The following is an 18,902-nucleotide window of genomic DNA, read 5'->3' on the forward strand; positions in this document are numbered from 1 at the left end:
TTGCAAGATGTCGGATAGAAGAGCGTCCTTGCCTCGACCAGCCGATGCGCCGGCATTTAAGTAAGCTTATTTTGAACCGATGTTACTATAAAACTTGGATCACAAAGAAACACCTATTCCCACGATTGTGAGAATAGGTGTTATTGTATCTCATGCGCTCAGGTGACATTGAAGAGAAATGTGCCGCTCCTCTATTTTCCTATCATCTTTTGCAGTTCTCTATTGCTTATCACGATAGATCCCTAGCACGACACACTTCCCATCTTAATCATTTCAAACAGGAAGGTTAGTCCAAGGTTGAGGCATGAAAGGATACTTGGTACTAAGCCGCTTGCCGGTAATATTTTGCCTCAGGTGAGGCATTATACTTTTGCAAGGAAGCCATAGATTCTAATGATCGAAAGGAAGTTGTAGCGTGATCGTGGGGACGTTTTGCTGGTACACGATTTTGCATGATTGTCGCTTGTTCTAACATTCTGGCATGAGTTTCATCTTCTTGTTGACGTAACCAATGGTTGTAGAGACGACGCTCTTTGTGTATCTGATATTTTGTAAGTAGCGATCTAACGAGTTGAGTAGGTAACATAAGGAACTCCTTAATATTGCTAAAATGTAATAATCTCGATAGGTAGATATTACAACAATGCAAAATAAAAGCAATACAAAAATGTAATTTCCTAGGTCTTTTTAACAAAAAACCACCCGAAGGTGGCTTTGATGAAAAATTGTTATCTTATTGAATATATTGAATTAACTACCTAAAGAGATCGTTTTTCTAATTGTAAAAATTTTATATTACATAGTAGGATTTTTGGGATTTTGGGAGAGTTTTTCCAAACTATTTGATTGTTATAGATCCTTTTGTGGGAGATTCGATCTCAAATGACTCGTCTATTATGACAAATCATCATAATGAAACCCATTTACCAATGACGGTACCGCAAATAATCGCCGCATCCGTAGCTCGGATGATTTTTTCAGGCCAATCAGGATTCAAAGGCCGGAGGTAAGTTTCACTATTTTCATAGATGATCTGCTTGAAAGTCGCTTCTTCACTGCCACTAATATGGACAACGACACAGTCTTTATTTTCAGGCTTTACTTGTGGATCCACGAAGATAATATCACCGTCTTCAAATGAGGGCTTGCCGCCGGGATTGAACATGCTGATACCTCGTACTGAGAGGGCAAAGGTGCTATCACTATGTTTAACAGGGCAAGGAAGCCATTTCTCAGCTTCCGTAGGATCGGCAACAGAAACCCAAGCGCCGGCTGCGACCCAAGAGATCACAGGAATCATTCCTTGAACTGACATAGATTCCTGTATAATGCCAGCTTCATGATATTGATCTAAGTACATAAAAGGCATATCGGCAGAGGATTCGATACTACGGGCTTTACGTTCACCAAATGGGCGTTTTAGATTTAAGAGTGCCGAGAGTTCGCCTTGGTTAATCCCTGTTTTTTCGATAAAAAGTGCTTGTTTACCTTGAAAATAATCGTCGATCCAACGTTTAAGATTCGCAGATCGTACTTGTGTTAAGTCTTTCATTATCCCCTCTTTATTCGATAAGGTGAATTGATTATGGCAATTTTGAAGCAATCAATAGATACACAGTCGTAATGAATCGTGATCTTTAAAATCGAGAGATCCATAACTTTGTGATTTGTGATGATTGGATAAATTATATAATAGCATTAAATTGAATTGCATTATTGTAATAATTGTAGTGTATTTTTAGATTTATCCAAGCATTGATTGACTTAAAATAGACTTCCGCAGGATAGCGATCTAAATATTCTTTAAAATTTACTTTTAAAACCTGCTTTTTAAATAGGGCTATGAAGAGGCTAGCGCTGCGAATTATTGATGATTGTTCAGGCAATAATTGAGGCGAATAATCCGCGAAGATTATCTAAATCTGCAAGGAGATGATCAAGATATCTTAATGCTATATGATAACTTTACGTTTTTCTGCTTATGATTATGATAGGCAGGGGTAACGTAATATAGTAGATGATTAGAATAGGGATTAATTTGAAAGTTTAGTATTTAAAAACTCAGTATCTAAAAACTCAGTATTTAAAACCAAAATCATTAATCGACTATTTTTTTACAAGGGATTTTGAAAGGAGATTATGGATATGAATAATTCAGAACAATTTTTTACAGAAGCTGTCGATATCACACTTGAAAATATTCACAATGGGGGAAGGCCTTTCGGTGCTGTCATTGTGAAAGAGGGGAAGGTGGTTGCGCGAGCTGTGAATAGTATGCTTGATGATTGTGATCCCACTGCACACGCAGAGATGTCCGCTATTAGAAAAGCAGCAAAAGCCCTGAAGAGTATTGATCTCACAGGGGCTATTGTATATGCAACCGGCGAACCTTGTCCGATGTGCCAAGCTGCGATCTATATGTCTGGTATTCGAGAGGTTTACTACCTATTAGGAAATGATGAAGGTGCGCCTTATAATCTCTCAACAGCACATATTGCCCTTGAAATGCGTAAATTGCCACAACAACGTACCCATTTTACGTTCCAAAAGGTTGATGAAGCTACGCGTAAAAATTACCCTGATTTATATGCATTATGGGATCAGATACAACGGGCGCATTAGTAGATAGGCATAGTGATTGATCATTGGGTATAATCGGATGTTTTCGCCTACAGTGAAGCAATGAAGAAGAGAAAAGGAGAGGTTATGTACATTCGTGGATTGATGATTTTGGTAACCTTATTGCCGATGATCATCTACTACCTTAAATTGAGTTTTACGCCGCAATCAATGGCAACCCATTTTATGATGGGAATGCCGGAATCGATCTTTTGGGGCATTATCGTGATGCTTTGGGGCGTCTTGATGGCTTTCGTGTATGTGCTATATGCAGTGCGTCAGCCTCACTCAGAGCTGAATGAGCGCAAATAACACGATGGAAATGGTAGAGTATAGCGAATATTAATAAGCGCTATTGATAGATGAATGAGAACAGCAATAATAACAATAATACCAGGGAAAGAAGCAGTAAGATGAAGAATGATAGCAGTGGTGACTTTAATCAGAAAAGCGTAAAGATGGCAAAAATTGAGCAAGGCAGTTCTGATTACTTTTTAGCAGGAAGATCGGTTGGGAGCTTACAAAATGCTTTTGCATTAGCCGGTGATTATCTCTCTGCAGCAGCATTTCTCGGTTCTATTGCAATGTATTTTAGCCAAGGGATGGATTCACTCTTCTATGCAGTTGCGACCTTAATAGGTTGGACTCTTTTGCTGATTCTCTTCTCAGAGAAGCTTCGGGCAACAGCTGCTTACACCTTTTCAGATGTCATTAATCAATCATTTAATAGCGCTCGGCTTCGTGTATTGAGTGCAATGACGAGTATTTTGATCTCGCTCTTCTATCTATTAGTACAACTGATGGGAGCAGGTGCACTGCTATCACTTCTCTTCGATCTTAATTACACAATCTCACTTGTCTGTATCGGATTACTTACAGGCGGTTTAGTTTTATTGGGCGGCATGAAAGCCACCACATTAGTGCAGAGTATTAAGGCGCTTTTGCTCTTTATTTTTGCCGGCACAATGGCTTTTTTAGCCCTTAAAGAATTTCATTTCTCTCCTACTCATCTCTTCTTGCGGGTGGCAAGTCTCTCTAGTTTTGAAGCGTTAATGCCAAGTAGCGCTATTAGTTCCGGTATTGAGCAAATCTCACTTATTATGGGATTAGTGCTGGGATTATTAGGTTTGCCGCACGTTTTAATGCGTTTTTTCACAGTGAAAGATAGTCGAACAGCCCTCTATTCCGCTGCCGGCACGACCTTATTGATCGCGCTCTTCTTTATTCTCAATCTGATTATCGGTTTTTCAGCGTATGTGTTACTCAATGGCGAAACGCTTGCTGGCGGTAGTAATATGGCATTACTGCATTTAGCGTCGCAGCTTGGTGGATCAGGTTTTAAATGGATTTTAGCAATTCTAGTATTTATTACGGTTTTAGCGGTGATTGCCGGGTTAGTCATGGCGGCGAGTGCAAGCTTAACCCGCGATATTATTCCCATTATTTGGCCACAAAAGCAAGATAGCCTGTTAGTGGCTCGCCTCTCTGTTGTGGTTATTTTCTTAATGGGAATGATCCTTGCCTATCTCTTTCAGGGAATGAACCTTGCATTTCTCTTTGGAATCGCTTTTGCGTGGGTTGCTAGCGCCCATTTTCCAGTAATGTTTTGTCGATTTTACCTACCGGGATTTAGTGAAAAGGGCGCTTTTTATGGACTTTTAGTGGGCGCTATCGGAAGCCTTCTTTTTATTATTTCTAGTAATACCGTTTGGGTCAAAATTTTAGGATTAACATCACTACATCCTTATAGCAGTCCCACGCTCTTTATTTTACCGTTAAGCTTTATCGTGATTCTGCTCTTTAGAGAGCGGAAAGTGGGCAAAAGAGAAGCGTAATCCCGGGAGATCTGCACCAAAGAAATCACTTCGGCGATAGCTAATATTGAGCGATTGTAGCTCTTTTTCAATGATTTTTAGCTGCAGCGGTTGCCGAAGGTTGGCATAGAGATGAAATCCCCCGGTAGGAATTTGATACTGAAATGTACCCGGGAAATTCGATTCTAGCCAATGAATAAAAGCGTTACATTTCTGTTGCAGTTTTGTCTGTAGATGCATCTCGTGATGAAGCGCGTATTGTTCAAGATAGATCTCTGCCATAAATTGAGGTAGGGAGCTGAGCCCTGAGTCGAGATGTTGCCGAATGGTAGCAAGATGTTCCACGATGGCGGGGGGCGCAATCATCCAACCTATACGGATCGACTTTCCGAGATATTTAGAAAGGGAGCCTAGATAGAGAATCTGCTCTATTTTTGCCTGTTTTTTAAGGGGGGAAGTCTCTATTTGAGGTGAAAATGCGAGCTGTGAATAGGCATCATCTTCAATAATTAAGAGTTGCTTGCGTGTTGCATAGGCAAGTAGTGCATCTTTTCGCTGCTGCGACATTACAATGCCGGTGGGGTTGTGAAAAATAGGATTGATAAACATCATTTTAATCGCATAACGATCTACGAGTTCATCTAGTTTTTCGATCACAATCCCATTTGAATCCATAGGAATGCCATAGATACGAATTCCCAAGGCTTGAAAAATGGAGAGCGAATAGAAATAGGAGGGATTCTCAATGGCAATTGCATCGCCGGTTTTGAGTAATCCTAAGGTAATTAGGGAGATCGCCTGCTGAGTCCCTGCGGTAATGAGGATATGATTTAAATCGACTTGCCAGTCAAAACGTGTTCTTAGATAAGATTGTACAGCTCGGCGAAGTGTTATCGTCCCGAGTTTATGGGCAGAATCTGCTTGTTCTTCCCGAATCAATAATTGCCAATCGACTTCAGGGAGATGAAGATCAGGATAGAGCATTGCCGGCAGATCCCCATTGCCTAAGTCTAAGCGATAATCTTGATGGAAGTGGGATTGCTTTGATTCTTGATTCCAACTGATCTGGGGGGCTAAATAACGTCCCCATTTTTGCGGGTTGATATAAGTACCTGAACCCACTCGGCGAATAATAATATTACGATCGTGCAGAATCTCCATTGCGCGTACAATGGTAGAGCGATTGACGGCAAAATAGCGACTGAGATCCCGCTCCGAGGGTAATTTCTCGCCGGGTTTCATCGTTCCTGTCATTAATGCATTTTCCACCCATTCTACGATCTGCTGATAGAGCGGCTTAGGACTCATTTTATCTAAAATAGTACGCATCTGTTTCCCGGAGAAATTCAAGAGTGATTGAATAGGACAAAATCCTCTGTCTGATCAAAGCGTTTTAAATGGATGGGTCTTTAATCATCCAAATGGCTCTTTTGACAAATCATAACAGAGTGTATTGTGAAGATCCAACCCATTTGAAGTGGTCAATCGATGATCTATTGGAGCTATGACAGTCTAATAATCGATCTATTCCACAATCAATATCGTTATTAGTACAGATCACATTAATACAAATAACATTAGTACAAATAACATTAGTACCAATAACAGTAATACAATGAGGAAATTACAGATGAGTCAATTTTTAGAGATGCCAAAACGTGGCGTCATTATGGATGTTGTGAATGCCAAAGAAGCTAAGATTGCCGAGAATGCCGGCGCTTGTGCAGTAATGGCGCTTGAGCGAGTTCCCTCTGATATTCGTAAAGCCGGTGGCGTTGCGCGTATGACAGATCCTGCCTTAATCGAAGAGATCCAAAATACAGTGTCGATTCCTGTAATGGCAAAATCTCGTATTGGCCATATCGCCGAAGCCCGTATTTTGGAAGCAATGAAGATCGATTATATCGATGAGAGCGAAGTATTAACGCCGGCAGATGAGGTATTTCATCTCTTAAAGAGCGATTACAGTGTACCGTTTGTTTGTGGTTGCCGGAACTTAGGGGAGGCACTACGGCGCTTAGGAGAAGGGGCAAAAATGCTTCGTACAAAAGGGGAGCCCGGCACCGGTAATATCGTGGAAGCGGTACGTCATATGCGTCAAGTCAACGATGATATTCGGATGCTACAGAATAAATCGGATGATGAATTAATGGTATTCGCCCGCGATATTCAAGCGCCGTATGAACTCGTGAAAGAGGTTAAACAGTTAGGACGTTTACCGGTGATGAACTTTGCTGCCGGCGGTGTTGCAACGCCTGCAGATGCCGTATTGATGATGCTTCTAGGCGCGGATGGGATTTTTGTCGGATCAGGGATCTTTAAATCAGAAAATCCTGAAAAATTTGCAAGTGCGATTGTTCAAGCAACTCAACATTATGATGATTTCTCACTGCTTGCGAAACTCTCTAAAAATCTCGGCGCACCAATGGCCGGTATTGAGATGGGAACTTTAGCAGAGAACCAAATTATGCAAGGTCGTTAAGATATTTCGGGTTATCATTGACGATCTATAGAGATTGAGTCATAAACGGGATAAAAGAGGCCACAGGTTATGATACTTAACTTGTGGCCTTATTGATTGTAGGGATAATTTTGTATTTATTGATTCGCGCGAATTGTCGCTTCTGTTTTGATCTCAGGATCGCCCTCTAAAGTAGAGAAAGTACAGTTATCATTGACGTTGCCTTTAATCACACATCTTCCTAAGCGTTCCACTGCATCAACGCCGGAAGCACAAGCCGTTAGCATCGTTGAGGCAAGCACTAAAATACATAGTTTTTTCATTATATCATTCCTCTTGTAGTGAATATTGACGAGATATCATTTTCGGTGCAGATTACCTTATTGTAGCGAATATTGTGCTTACATAGTGCACGTTTTGGAAATAATTTTAGAAAGCGCATAGAAAATCTATTTGAGTAGTAATCTACGATTAGCGTTATAATTCTTAAATTCACTTTAATTTTATCATTCATCATGATTTATAACCTATGCGACCATCAAAGAAAAATAGTATCAAAACACCGGCCACTCGATTTCTCGATCAACATCATTTTCCTTATGAGATTTATGAATGCACCGGAGAAATAGAGGGTACTGCAGAGTTTATGGCAAATTTTTTAGGGGTACCTTGTTATGAGGTGATTAAAAGTATTGTCTTTATGGATGAGAAATATCACGGTTATATGGTGCTTCAACACGGTGATCAAACGATTGATACCAAAGTGCTACGCAAAATTTTAGGGGTGAAGAGTGTTCGAGCGGCGCCTTATGATTATGCCCACAAATGGACCGGCTATGAATTTGGCGGAACTTCCCCCTTCGGCATTAAGGCGAATATTCCTATTTACGCTGAACGCACTATTTTTGAGATGGAATCGCTCTTTATTAATGGCGGGAAGCGTGGCGTGAATGTCAAAATTACACCAGATATTTTACGACAGATTGGAGTTATTCCAGTGGAAGTGAGTAAGTAGCAATAATAGATTCAAATTTTTATTAAAAACTATTGTTACAGTCTTATCATAAAGTAGGATTATGATACAAATGTTATTCTGTATTATTTTACAAATATTTCGATAATTTTTGTTAAATTTAGATTTATAAGTTTAAGATAGTCAGACGACCGATAACTGACAATTGATGATAGGACAATGAGTAATGAGCATTGAAACGATAGAATTATTGAAAGCTTTTATTCTAGGATTACAGAGGGACTTACAGAGTTTGCACCTGTTTCATCAACGGGGCATTTGATTATCGTGGATGATTTATGGCTCAAATCCACAGCATTTCTTGGGCAAAGCTCGGCAAATACCTTCAAAATCGTGATTCAACTTGGCTCTATTCTTGCGGTGGTGGTTATTTTTTGGAAACGCATTTGGAGTCTTTTGGGATTCTACCGACAAGATGGTGAGAAAGTACTTAAACGCTTTAATCTGCTTCACGTTATTGTCGGAATGTTACCCGCAGTTGTGATTGGTTTTGCGCTCAAAAATCTGATTGATATCTATCTCTTCGGGACGAAAACCGTTATCTTTGCATTGATTGCCGGAGCGATATTGATGATGGTGACTGATCGTTTTGCGCCGAAGATTCCAAAAGCCACTTCATTAGATGAGATCACCTATAAACAAGCATTTTCAGTTGCCTAATTCAATGTTTCTCCTTATGGCCAGGTTTCTCTCGTTCCGGCGCTACAATCTCCGGCGGAGTATTATTAGGGCTAAATTATCGTACAGCAGCTGATTTTACTTTTATTATGGCAGTTCCCATTATGCTCGGCGCAAGCTTAGTATCGGTTATGAGTAATTGGCACGAGCTCTCTCTTTCACATCTTAATTTCTATATCGTTGGTTTTATAAGCGCCTTTATCTTTGCATTGTTAGCTATCAAATTCTTCTTAAGCCTTATCTCTCGTATCAAATTAATGCCATTTGCGATCTATCGCCTATTACTCGCAGCGGTATTAGCTTGGGTTGTTTGGGGGTAAAGGGATTTACTATAAAATATTATGGATATTATAGAATCATTATTTGACATCATTCAAAAAAAACAACAAACTTAATGAACTTTTATATTTTTATATTGTCTTTAAGATTGAGCATTTAGGATGTTTTTTTGAATACAACTATTATTCAAATCGAAGAAGTTATTCAAGAGATGAAACAAGGTTTTTCTAAACCATTTTTATGTAGGTCGGATAATGGTGATGAATATATAGTTAAGGGAATGGTATCTACTAGAAAAAGTCAAATATCTGAGTGGATATGTGGTCACTTAGCTAAGCTAATAGGATTACCAATTGCCGACTTTAGTTTAGTAGAAATTCCTTATGAACTATGGGAGGAGTTACCATTTCCTTTAAATGAAATTGGTTATGGAATTGCTTTTGGCTCTAAAAAAGTATCTGGAGTCAATTGGGTTGAAAAGTTTAATGCGGGCTCTATACCTGAAAGCTTGCAGTGCAAGGTCATTGCATTTGATTTATGGATCAAAAATATGGATCGTTGTGTAGCGAATCCTAATTTGTTATATCAAGCAGAGCAACAAAAACTTATAATTATTGATCATAACAATGCATTTGATCAGTCATTTGATATTGATCTATTCTTAGAAAGCCACATCTTTAGAGATGCTTTCTCACTGTTCGACGATATGGTAAATAGAGCTAAGATGGAAGAAAGTTTTAATGAAGCTTTGATGCATTTTGAGGAGATATATAATAATCTGCCAAAAGCTTGGCATTGGGGTAATCAAGAAGAAGATATACCTGTCAATTATGATTTTCAATTTGTACGAAATACGCTTGAACGACTCAATATTACTGGAGAATTATGGGGGATGAAATGAATCAGAAAGTCGCATTACGTTATGCTGTTATTCAATTTATGCCTTATATTGAAACTAGGGAATTCGCTAATGTTGGGGTAGTGGCAGTTTGTCCTAATACAGGATATTTTGATTATAAGCTAATCACAAAATATCAGCGTTTGACGAAGTTTTTTAGAGAGCTAAAAGCACAGCAATGCAAGGCTAGTCTAAAATTTTTTGAACAAGAATTATTAAATATCAAAAATTTATTTGCTAATGAAAGAATGCCCGCAGAAGTGGCAAGGAGTATTTTTGATACATTGACCCGAGATCGTGAGGCGATTGTCCGGACAAGCAATATTAGTGTTCGAATGGTAGCGAATGAGGCACAAGCGCTTAATCAATTATTTGATTATTATGTAAACCATAATTTTGTTGAAGAAAATAATGAACAACGTTTGACGGATCGTGTTACAGCCCTCGTTAAATCTTTTGAATTAGATCACCCTTTTCATAGAGGGGAAATTGGTAATGAAGATTTTAAAATTTCTTTTCCTTTAATACAAAGAGATGATAATCGGGAGCCTCATAAAATTATTAAACCGCTTTATCTTGGGCCGGAGAGTAAACAAATATATGAGAAATCTGATAGTTGGATGGGTAAAATTGTTCGATTGAAACGGTTAAATTTTTTAAAAAATACAACTAATATTCTCTTTGCATTTGAAAAACCTCAGGAACTTAATAAAAGCCAAGAACGAGCTTTGAAATGTGTATTACAGGATATGAAAGATAATAATATCCAAGTCGCTGATTATCAAAATCAAGAACAAATTTATGCATTTTCAACTCAATGTATTTATTAATTTAGCATAATCTAAATCCTGTTTAAGTAGTTTTCCATGAACAACAAAAACGCCCATCCGAAGATGGGCGCTGCTTGATACTATCTAATAGTACCTATCATGAATCGATTCTAATCATCAACTCTTAGAAAGGTGCATCGATATCGACAACGTCAACAAGCTTGATATTAACGAACTCTTTTAAGCCTAAATCGATTAATTCACGGCCGAAACCAGAGCGACGGATACCACCGAATGGAAGATCTGCTTTGACCATTGTTGGGTGATTTACGAAGATCATACCGGTTGAGATTTTAGACGCTACACGACGACCGCGCTCATTATCGCTGGTAAATACAGAACCACCAAGACCAAACGGTGAATCGTTTGCAATACGGATTGCATCTGCTTCATCTTTTGCTTTGAAGATCATCGATACAGGACCGAAGAACTCTTGATAGTATGCTGGGTTATCTGGTGTAACGTTAGTCAAAATTGTTGGCTGAACAAAGCAACCTTGTTCTGGTACTTTTGGGCCAACTTCTGTTGCTGTTGCACCGTGTTTAACTGCTTCTTCGATCTGTTTAAGAAGACCTTCTTTCGCTCTTTGTGAAGAGAGTGGGGCTAGTTGTGTTGCAGGATCCATCGGATCGCCTGCTTTAAGTGCGGCAACGCCTGCTGTATATTTCTCTAAATATTCATCATAGACTTTTGCATCAACGATCATACGTTTTGAAGAGACACAGACTTGGCCCGCATTCCAATGACGACCGAATACGCCCCATTTTGCAGTTTTCTCAATATCTGCATCATCAAGAACAACAAATGCATCCGCGCCACCTAGTTCCATGATTGATTTTTTAAGGTGCTTACCGGCAGTTTGCGCAACCGCAGAACCAGCAACTTCAGAGCCGGTTAATGCAACCCCACAAACGCGTGGGTCTTTAAGAATGGTTTCGACATCGCTATGACCGACGAAAAGATTAATAAATACACCATCAGGGAGCCCCGCATCGTGCATCAATTTTTCAAATGCCATCGCACATTGTGGCAGATTTGATGCATGTTTGAGGATTAGCGTGTTACCCGCTGAAAGTTGTGGGGCTAAGATACGCGCTACTTGATAGAAAGGGAAGTTCCAAGGTTCAATTGCAAGTAAAACACCAAGCGGTTCATAGACTAATTCCGCATCTCCTTCCGCAGGATCCATTACGGGTAATTTACGTGGTTGAAGTTGCGCTTCGGCATTTTTAACATAGTATTCAAGAATTTGTGCTGAAAGTTCTACTTCACCTTTGGCTTCGGCAAAGATTTTACCCATTTCAAGCGTGATGAGTTTTGCATATTCATCGCTATTTTTACGCATTAAGTCAGCCGCTTTCTGTAGATAGCCAACGCGTTCTTTAACAGGGAGTTCTTTCCAGCTATGGAATGCTTTATCTGCTTTATCAATCGCTGCTAAGATCTCTGCTTCAGTGGCATTATCAAAAGTTTTGAGAACTTCATTGGTATAAGGATTTGTAGTAACAAAAGCCATAATTATATACTCCTAAATGTTGAATGAATTTTCATTATAGACAGCTCTGTTTATTGTTGTACAATTTTGATTGCTAATTGAGCTGTTAAATTAAATTCATTGATTTCACAATAACCCCCATTATGTATGGGGGTCGTAATATGAGGTCGTAATATAATGGATGGGGATAAACCCTTAGAATTCAAGTCTACTTTCAACATCTGCCCCCAATAATGCTTCTTGCAAGTAGAGAACATGTAGTGATTAGGTAAGTGTAACTTGATCGATTTTGGCCAAAACTTGTAACACGATTTCAGCAGAATTTTTAGCCGCTAAATCTAAATATTCCACAAAACTCATCGGCATCTCTTTATCAGGAAGATCGGAAAGGGCACGGATGACGATAAAAGGAGTTTGGTAGAGATAGGCAACCTGGGCAATAGCAGCAGCTTCCATCTCCACAGCTAAAATATCAGGAAAGCAATTTTTGATGATCTCTACTCGATTTTGATCGGCAATAAAAGCATCCCCTGTACCAATTAAACCGATTTTATGATTCATCTCTAGCTCTGTTAAAACAGTGGCGACTAAGGTCACAAGCGCTGGATCAGAGGGGAATGTGCGGGGAAGATCGGGTAATTTTCCTGCTTCAAGCCCAATAGGAGAGAGATCCACATCGTGGTGAGCTGTTTCATTGGAGATAATAATATCGCCAATGTCCATGCCGTTTACGAGCCCGCCGGCAGAACCGATATTGATAATAGCGGTTGGATGATAATATTCGTGAAGTAGCGTGGTCGCCATCGCCGCTTGTACTTTACCAACGCCGGAGCGAAGCAGCACAACCGAATGACCTTGCAGCTCACCGCTAATAAAATGAACACCGGCAATAGTCTGTTCTTTTCGATTTTTAATCAGTGAAGCCATTAAAGCGACTTCTTGCTTCATTGCACCAATAATCCCGATAATCCCTACCATCTTATTTCCTCTATTTTATATTGCCAATCATCGTTAATGATTTATTACTTTGATTGTTACTTTATCAGATTGATCGGTTCTTGATTCAAGCAATTTTTATCCAGCATCTTAAGTATAGTAATGTCGGTTAAAAATAAGCTTATTTAAATGCCGGCGAATCGGCTGTAATAAGTAAGGAAGCCATTCTATCCGGCATTTTGCAAGTGTTGTTTAAAATCAGTTTTCTTAAACCAAATTTACTATATTAGGCGTTATTAGGCTGGAATTTTACTTGACGACTATCATCTTATTCCCACAGAATTAGGGAAACTTGTTATACTGTGCTACTGCATTTTGAGCAAGGTTTAGGCAATAGAAAAATATTCGTAGGAAAGGGCGATGTCGGTGGAAAAGGGAAAAGTATTAAAACTCAAACGGGGATTAAAAAATCGCCATATACAGATGATTGCACTCGGCGGTGCCATTGGAACAGGGCTCTTTTATGGCTCGGCAGAATCCATTGCATTAGTCGGGCCTGCGATTTTGCTCTCCTATCTTTTAGGGGGCTTTGTCATCTATTTAATTATGACGATGATGGGGGAGATGTCTACCCATGAACCTGTTGCCGGCGCTTTTAGTCACTTCTCGTATAAATATTGGGGTGAATTTCCGGGATTTTTAGCGGGCTGGAATTACTGGTTTCTCTACGTTTTAGTGAGTATGGCCGAGCTATCGGCGATCGGAATTTATGTCCAATTTTGGTTCCCTGAGATCCCGATGTGGGTTTCATCCCTGTTTGTATTGATTGTGATTACCATTCTCAATCTCTTTTCAATCCGGATTTACGGAGAATTTGAATTTTGGTTTGCCTTTGTCAAAGTGATGGCCATTATTCTGCTCATTGCATTAGGTCTCTATCTTATTATTTGGGGAGTTGATGGCGCAACGATTAGTAATCTCTGGCAATACGATGGCTTCTTTCCTTTTGGGATTAAAGAATTTCTGCTCTCGTTAGTTGTAGTGATGTTCTCTTTCGGAGGCACAGAATTGATTGGAATCACTGCGGCAGAAGCAGATGATCCTCAAAAATCGATTCCAAAAGCGATTAAACAAGTTATCTGGCGGATTCTACTTTTCTATATTCTCTCCATTGCGATTTTGATGATTCTGCATCCTTGGAATGAGATCGGAGTAGAGGGTAGCCCATTTGTAATTATCTTCCAAGAGATGGGATTTGGTATCGTCAATACTCCTTGTGGACCGCTCAATATTCCGGCAACATTTTTCAATGTAGTGGTTTTATCGGCAGCGATCTCTGTCTATAACAGCGGAATTTATAGCAATGGTCGGATGCTCTATGGTTTAGCTGAGCAGGGAAATGCGCCTAAAGTCTTCTTGAAGCTCAATCGTAATGCCGCGCCCTTTATGGCAATTCTCTTCTCATCACTCTGTACTTTAGTGGCAGTTGTCATTAATTTCTTAGTACCGGAGGGGGCATTTATGCGCATTATGTCCTTAGCCGTTGCCGCTGCAACCATTACCTGGGGCTTGATTGTGATTGTGCAGTATCGTTTTAGAAAACAAGTAGATGCGAAAAGCTTAAGTTTTAAAGTTCCTTTCTATCCTTTTAGTAACTTTTTTGCCCTTGGTTTTTTAATTCTACTGTTAATCATGATGACTCAATCTGGCAATATGAAATATGCAGTGATGGTGATGCCGATCTGGATTTTAGTACTCTATATCGGTTTTCGGATTAAAAAACGGGTGACAAAACCCAAATCCTCGGGGCGATAAAATCCGTTGAGTTAGTTAGATTTCTATATAACTGACTGAAAATTAAAATAATCGGATTGTTAAGTCGAGAATATTTTTAAAAATCAAATAAATAGAGAGAGCATTTGAGAGATCAGATGCTCTTTTTATGTGTGTATATTTCTTCAGATGATGGTGTTGCCGGGGAATAAATTGGAATGAGCATTAATGGGCATTAATGGGTATAACAGAGAACATTGCTTGAAATTGTGTTGAAGCCGATTTTGAAAGGTATAACAATATTTATCCATAATATGTTTGTTTTTGTTAAATTGTAAATTTATACAAAATAAAATCAAAATACTTTATATTTTAAGAAAAAATATCTATTTCGTGATATGTTCAGGTAGTACAGTTCATGATGTTTGATTTAAACGGAGTAGTGCTGATTTTAAGATCATAATTTTAGTGATTAATTATGAGAATCAAAATCGTGATATCTAAATTGAACAAGAACAGATGTAATAAGTCGGATGTAATAGTAAACGTAATAAAACTACAGAATAACAACGGATCACATAGTGATGATCTATGGTAGCAAAATTGCGGGTTGTAATGAAGTAAGGGACAAAAACCTCAAGAAATTTCAAACAACTAGCGATATGAGGAGTCGATAACGGTGATGAAACGTTATCAACATATTAAAATCAAAGGAGAAAAGTAATGCGTAAATTATGGCAACGTGTCTGTATGTCAGCACTGATTGTGGGAAGTTCTATCTTTGTTCATGCATGGGCAGATCCTATTGTGATTAAGTTTTCCCATGTGGTCGCTGATACAACACCGAAAGGACAAGGGGCGCTACTCTTTAAACAATTAGCAGAAGAGCGTCTTCCTGGTGAAGTACAAGTGGAAGTCTATCCTAACTCATCTCTTTATGGGGATGGACAAGAGATGGATGCTCTATTAGTAGGAGATGTGCATATTCTTGCGCCATCGCTTGCTAAATTTGAGCATTTCCAAAAGAAAATTCAATTATTTGACCTACCATTCCTTTTTGATGATATGGCGGCGGTGGATCGCTTCCAACAGAGTGATGCCGGCAAATCGTTATTAACCAGTATGGAAGATAAAGGGATTACCGGCTTAGGTTATTGGCACAATGGTTTAAAACAGCTCTCTGCCAATAAAGCGCTTAAAACCCCAAGAGATGCTCGAGGCCTTAAATTCCGAGTGCAAAACTCAGCGGTATTAGATGAGCAATTTAAAGCGCTTAGAGCGAATCCTCGTAAAATGGCATTCTCAGAGATGTATCAAGGTTTACAGACCGGCGTCGTGAATGGTGCAGAAAATCCTTACACCAATATCTATTCGCAAAAAATTCATGAGGTGCAAGATTATATTACTGAATCGAACCATGGTGTTCTTGATTATATGTTGATTACGAATACTGATTTCTGGAATGGTTTACCTGAGCATGTGCGAGATACTTTGACCGATATCATCGCTGAGGTGACGGTTGAAGTGAATAATCAGGCCAATGCACTGAATGAGCGAGATAAGCAGAGTATCCTCGATGCAGGCACTACTGAGATTATCTATTTAACGCCGGAAGAACGCGATGCGTGGCGAAAAGCGGTACAACCGGTTTGGGAGAAATTCCAAGGTCAAGTCGGGGCGGATCTCATTGAAGCAGCTCTTCAAGCGAATAACCCTGATACTGAGTAAAGTAATACTGAGTAAAGCTTGCTAGGCTTAAGATGAATTAAAGCAGATTAAAGCTGATTAAGTAGTAATCAAAATGCTTTCAATCGCTTAGTAATAATTAGACGATTTTTATAATTCACTCAGCTTTGCCTCGATGAGAGGCAGGGCTTGAGATTGTGCAATTGAGAGGAAACTATGTTTTTACGCACATATCAATGGTTCGATAATGCTTGGCAAAAAACCGAGATTGTTGTGACAGTTGTGATTCTATCAGCGATGACCTTTGTCACTTTTATCTATACGATGCTCAATAATCTCTATACGCCATTTTATCATTTAGCCGATTGGGTTGCCGGCGAGGAACCGGGATTTTGGGAGGATCTCTTCCTTAATATTGGTGATTGGATGATGGATTTAGCCACTTCAATGAATTGGTCTAATCGTTTTACGGCTGCATGTTTTGCTTGGCTAATCTTTTTCTGTATGTCCTATGGCGTTCGTATCAGCGGTCATATCGGTGTGGATGCATTAGTGAAGTTATTCAATCAAAAGATGCAACGAACTTTAGCTTACATTGGCTTAGGTGCTTGTCTGCTCTATGGTGGCATTATGCTGTTTGCCAGCTTAGATTGGGTACTCAACTTTTATAAACTAGGGACTTATGCTGAAGATTTAGATCGCTTTGGCATTCGTCGTTGGCATATTACGATGATTGTTCCTTTAGGCTTTCTACTCGTCATTATCCGTTATTTAGAAGTAGGTTACCGCATTTGGACGCATCAGCAGGATACACTCGGGCTTGCCGATGAGGCGAAAGATGCAATCGATGAGATTGCAACCGCAGAGCACATTAAAGTCGCCGATAAATAAGTGAAAGGGGTGATGACTAACTCATTGACTACTTATTTAGGGCAGATTGCTCAAATGTTAAACCTACTGAATATCTATTGAAAATGTCATCAATGATTATGGAGAGAGATCAGATATTGATTCCCATAATCAGTATAAAGTCAGCCTAAAGGATTGATCATGACCATACTATTTTTATTTCTATTACTCTTTATTTTAATGTTGATCGGGATTCCGGTTGCGATCTCACTCGGCTTGTCGAGTGCTTTAACCATCATTCTATTTAGTCCAGATTCTCCTCGGAGTTTGGCGATTAAGATGTTTGAAACATCAGAACATACAACATTACTGGCTATTCCATTTTTCCTCATTGCCGGGGCATTTATGACAACAGGCGGAGTTGCGCGCCGTTTGATTGATTTTGCTAATGTCTGTGTAGGTCATATTCGCGGCGGTTTAGCGATTGGCTCAGTACTTGCTTGTATGCTCTTTGCTGCGCTCTCAGGTTCAAGCCCGGCAACAGTCGCAGCAGTTGGTTCGATTGCGATTGCCGGCATGGTGCGCTCAGGTTATAGCCAATCCTTTGGTACAGGAATTATCTGTAATGCCGGAACCTTAGGGATTTTGATTCCCCCATCAATTGTTATGGTTGTCTATGCCGCTGCGACCGAACAATCGGTGGGAAAGATGTTTATGGCGGGCGTAGTTCCTGGCGCACTTTTAGGCGTTGCTTTAATGGTGGCAATTTACATTGTCGCGCGCGTTAAAAAGTTACCCGCACAGCCAAGGGCAACAGTGAAAGAGTGGTTTACTACTTTCCGTAAAGCTTTATGGGGATTATTACTGATGGTGATTATCCTGGGTGGAATCTATTCAGGAATGTATACGCCTACAGAGGCTGCCGCAGTTGCAGCAGTCTATTCAATGTTTGTAGCCCTCTTTGTCTATCGAGATATGCCTTTAAAAGATTACCCAAAAGTAATGTTAGAATCAGGAAAGATGACGGTGATGCTGATGTTCATCATTGCCAATGCGATGCTTTTTGCCCATGTGTTAACGACGGAGCAGATTCCGCAAACAATTGCTAGTTGGGTAACCGAGATGGGCTTTTCCCCTTGGATGTTCCTCATTGTAGTGAATATTGTCTTACTGATTGCCGGCAGCTTTATGGAGCCATCGGCGGTGATTCTGATCTTAGCACCGATCTTTTTCCCCATTGCGATGGAGCTTGGAATTGATCCGATTCATCTAGGGATTATTATGGTGGTGAACATGGAAATTGGTTTAATTACACCGCCTGTAGGGCTTAATCTCTTCGTAGCTTCAGCGGTAACAGGAATGCCGATTACGAAGACGATTAAAGCGGCGCTACCTTGGTTGATGATTTTGCTCTTCTTCTTATTGCTTATCACCTATATCCCGGCGATCTCATTAGGATTACCTACTTGGTTAGGAATGATGTAGGCAGGCACTCGAGAAGTGAGTTATTATGGTGAAAGTCACTATAGAAGCTATTATCAAAGTCACTAT

The 18,902-nt window shown here is 39.6% G+C and carries 16 protein-coding genes and 2 pseudogenes; 12 read left to right on the forward strand and 6 right to left on the reverse strand.

Annotated elements, in window-relative coordinates; genetic code table 11:
- Positions 1–322: 322 nt before the first annotated feature.
- Together WMO13_RS03850 and WMO13_RS03855 are read right to left on the reverse strand one after the other, a co-directional pair.
- On the reverse strand, positions 323–586 hold the full coding sequence (locus WMO13_RS03850; RefSeq protein ID WP_026878686.1) for a hypothetical protein: 264 nt from the start codon (positions 584–586) through the stop codon (positions 323–325).
- A gap of 321 nt (positions 587–907) precedes the next feature.
- On the reverse strand, positions 908–1,552 hold the full coding sequence (locus WMO13_RS03855; protein ID WP_051396167.1) for a LexA family protein: 645 nt from the start codon (positions 1,550–1,552) through the stop codon (positions 908–910).
- Positions 1,553–2,145: 593 nt separating this feature from the next.
- Between WMO13_RS03855 and WMO13_RS03860 the strand changes: the two genes are divergently transcribed.
- From WMO13_RS03860 to WMO13_RS03870, 3 genes are all read left to right on the forward strand, one after another.
- Positions 2,146–2,622, forward strand: a complete 477-nt coding sequence (locus tag WMO13_RS03860) for a nucleoside deaminase (protein WP_026878687.1) — start codon at positions 2,146–2,148, stop codon at positions 2,620–2,622.
- An 84-nt stretch (positions 2,623–2,706) separates the two neighbouring features.
- A complete protein-coding gene (locus WMO13_RS03865) occupies positions 2,707–2,931 on the forward strand; it encodes a hypothetical protein (protein ID WP_026878688.1) in 225 nt (74 codons plus the stop codon).
- Between the two features lie 101 nt (positions 2,932–3,032).
- Positions 3,033–4,454 carry a sodium:solute symporter family transporter gene (locus WMO13_RS03870; protein WP_051396169.1) on the forward strand — a complete coding sequence of 474 codons (1,422 nt, stop codon included), beginning with the start codon at positions 3,033–3,035 and terminating at the stop codon, positions 4,452–4,454.
- Here WMO13_RS03870 and WMO13_RS03875 read toward each other — a convergent pair.
- Positions 4,395–5,762: a PLP-dependent aminotransferase family protein gene (locus WMO13_RS03875; protein ID WP_026878689.1), complete on the reverse strand. Its 1,368-nt coding sequence runs from the start codon at positions 5,760–5,762 to the stop codon at positions 4,395–4,397. The two genes, WMO13_RS03870 and WMO13_RS03875, sit on opposite strands and share 60 nt — an antisense overlap.
- A 286-nt stretch (positions 5,763–6,048) precedes the next feature.
- Between WMO13_RS03875 and pdxS the strand changes: the two genes are divergently transcribed.
- Complete coding sequence (pdxS, locus tag WMO13_RS03880; protein ID WP_026878690.1) at positions 6,049–6,915, forward strand: pyridoxal 5'-phosphate synthase lyase subunit PdxS; 867 nt, start codon at positions 6,049–6,051, stop codon at positions 6,913–6,915.
- A 116-nt stretch (positions 6,916–7,031) separates the two neighbouring features.
- Here pdxS and WMO13_RS03885 read toward each other — a convergent pair whose 3' ends face one another.
- Positions 7,032–7,217 carry a hypothetical protein gene (locus tag WMO13_RS03885; RefSeq protein ID WP_034855519.1) on the reverse strand — a complete coding sequence of 62 codons (186 nt, stop codon included), beginning with the start codon at positions 7,215–7,217 and terminating at the stop codon, positions 7,032–7,034.
- Between the two features lie 206 nt (positions 7,218–7,423).
- On the opposite strand from WMO13_RS03885, the gene WMO13_RS03890 reads away from it, so the two are divergent.
- The 4 genes and pseudogenes from WMO13_RS03890 to WMO13_RS03905 all read left to right on the forward strand — a co-directional run bounded on the left by WMO13_RS03890 (position 7,424) and on the right by WMO13_RS03905 (position 10,612).
- Complete coding sequence (locus WMO13_RS03890; RefSeq protein ID WP_026878691.1) at positions 7,424–7,909, forward strand: aminoacyl-tRNA deacylase; 486 nt, start codon at positions 7,424–7,426, stop codon at positions 7,907–7,909.
- 184 nt (positions 7,910–8,093) lie between these two features.
- Positions 8,094–8,925, forward strand: a pseudogene (locus WMO13_RS03895) (undecaprenyl-diphosphate phosphatase).
- Positions 8,926–9,053: 128 nt separating this feature from the next.
- Positions 9,054–9,785 carry a HipA family kinase gene (locus tag WMO13_RS03900; protein ID WP_051396170.1) on the forward strand — a complete coding sequence of 244 codons (732 nt, stop codon included), beginning with the start codon at positions 9,054–9,056 and terminating at the stop codon, positions 9,783–9,785.
- Positions 9,770–10,612 (forward strand): DUF3037 domain-containing protein, encoded by an 843-nt coding sequence (locus tag WMO13_RS03905; RefSeq protein ID WP_084331463.1) that lies wholly within the window; start codon positions 9,770–9,772, stop codon positions 10,610–10,612. The genes WMO13_RS03900 and WMO13_RS03905 overlap by 16 nt, the downstream gene beginning before the upstream one ends.
- Positions 10,613–10,736: 124 nt before the next feature.
- Here the strand turns inward: WMO13_RS03905 and WMO13_RS03910 are convergent, their stop codons facing one another.
- Positions 10,737–12,128: an NAD-dependent succinate-semialdehyde dehydrogenase gene (locus WMO13_RS03910; protein WP_026878694.1), complete on the reverse strand. Its 1,392-nt coding sequence runs from the start codon at positions 12,126–12,128 to the stop codon at positions 10,737–10,739.
- A 243-nt stretch (positions 12,129–12,371) separates the two neighbouring features.
- Positions 12,372–13,085 (reverse strand): 5'-methylthioadenosine/adenosylhomocysteine nucleosidase, encoded by a 714-nt coding sequence (locus WMO13_RS03915; protein WP_034855520.1) that lies wholly within the window; start codon positions 13,083–13,085, stop codon positions 12,372–12,374.
- Between the two features lie 378 nt (positions 13,086–13,463).
- Here WMO13_RS03915 and WMO13_RS03920 point away from each other — a divergent pair, with 378 nt between their 5' ends.
- From WMO13_RS03920 to dctM, 4 genes and pseudogenes are all read left to right on the forward strand, one after another.
- Positions 13,464–14,858, forward strand: a complete 1,395-nt coding sequence (locus tag WMO13_RS03920) for an amino acid permease (protein WP_026878696.1) — start codon at positions 13,464–13,466, stop codon at positions 14,856–14,858.
- Between the two features lie 753 nt (positions 14,859–15,611).
- Positions 15,612–16,544 (forward strand): annotated as a pseudogene (locus tag WMO13_RS03925) (TRAP transporter substrate-binding protein); the annotation flags it as partial.
- A gap of 174 nt (positions 16,545–16,718) precedes the next feature.
- Positions 16,719–17,393: a TRAP transporter small permease gene (locus WMO13_RS03930; protein WP_026878698.1), complete on the forward strand. Its 675-nt coding sequence runs from the start codon at positions 16,719–16,721 to the stop codon at positions 17,391–17,393.
- A gap of 159 nt (positions 17,394–17,552) precedes the next feature.
- Positions 17,553–18,836: a C4-dicarboxylate TRAP transporter large permease protein DctM gene (gene dctM, locus WMO13_RS03935; protein ID WP_026878699.1), complete on the forward strand. Its 1,284-nt coding sequence runs from the start codon at positions 17,553–17,555 to the stop codon at positions 18,834–18,836.
- Positions 18,837–18,902 lie beyond the last annotated feature (66 nt).

It is taken from the genome of Ignatzschineria larvae DSM 13226, assembly GCF_038500265.1.
In the GTDB taxonomy this organism is placed as follows: domain Bacteria; phylum Pseudomonadota; class Gammaproteobacteria; order Cardiobacteriales; family Wohlfahrtiimonadaceae; genus Ignatzschineria; species Ignatzschineria larvae.